We start from the raw sequence: 1086 nt of genomic DNA on the forward strand, positions 1-1086 counted from the left end.
GGCCGCCGCTGAGGCGGGGGCCGGCTCCGCGGAGGCGCGCTCAGCCGGGGGCGGGGCCTGCTCGACGGGTGAACGGCGCCGTGCTGGCCTGTGACGCCAGGAGCGTGCCGTTGCTGTCAGCCCCGGCGTCGGCGGAGGCGGGCCGCCAGCACGACCAGGCCCAGGACGACGACGGCTCCGATCGCCACCGGCGCCTGCCAGTTCGTCGTGCCGGTGGCGGGGGAGGCCTCGCCGCCGGTGGCCGAGACCGCGCCGACGGGGGAGGGCGGCGCCGTCGAGCCGAGCGTCGTGCCGGGGGCCGCCTGCGTCAGCTGCCCGACCGCGGCACCGCGCGGGAGCGCGAAGCCGTAGTCGAGCAGCGCGATCCCCTGCTCGTACATCGGCACCGGGCGCTGCTCGCCGTGCATGAGGACGACGACGAGCCGGCGACCGTTCCGCTGCGCCGCGCCGATGTAGGTGTGCCGCGCGTCGTCGGTGAACCCGGTCTTGCCGCCGAGCGCACCCGGGTACTGCCCGAGGATCTTGTTGTCGTTGTCGACGGCGAACGGCGGGTTGGGGCCCCAGCCCGGCAGGGTGATCTGCTTCGTGCCCACGGCCGTCGCGAAGGGTTCGTGCGCCATCCCGAGCCGGAAGATGCTCGCGAGGTCGTAGGCCGAGGACGACTGGCCGGGACCGTCGAGGCCCGAGGGGGTCGCCGCGCGGGTGTCGAGGGCGCCGATCTGGGTCGCGGTGCGGTTCATCAGGTCGACGGTGGCGGGCACCGAGCCGGTGAGGCGGATCGACAGCGCGTGCGCGATGTCGTTGCCCGAGGCCATCAGCATGCCGTCGAGGAGCTGGCGGATCGTGTACACGCCGCCGGGCCCGATGCCGACCCGGGTGCCCTCCTGGTTCGCGTCGTCCTGGGTGCCGACGACGGTCTGGTCCATGGGCAGGTCCTGCGCGACCAGCAGCCCGGTGAGGGTCTTCAGCAGCGACGCCGGCCGCAGCCGCGCGTGCGGTACCCGCGCGGCGAGCACCTCGCCGGAGTCGAGGTCGGCGAGGACGAAGGACTGCACCCCGACCGCGGGCGGGGCCGGGGCCCCGGAG

General features: G+C 75.5%; 1 protein-coding gene. It reads right to left on the reverse strand.

What is annotated here, in order from left to right; translation table 11 throughout:
- Nucleotides 1-116: 116 nt before the first annotated feature.
- On the reverse strand, nt 117-1086 hold a 970-nt coding region (locus tag AC0CYZ_RS28555; RefSeq protein ID WP_472221491.1), incomplete at its 5' end, for a D-alanyl-D-alanine carboxypeptidase family protein.

The organism is Actinomycetospora sp. (assembly GCF_055612215.1).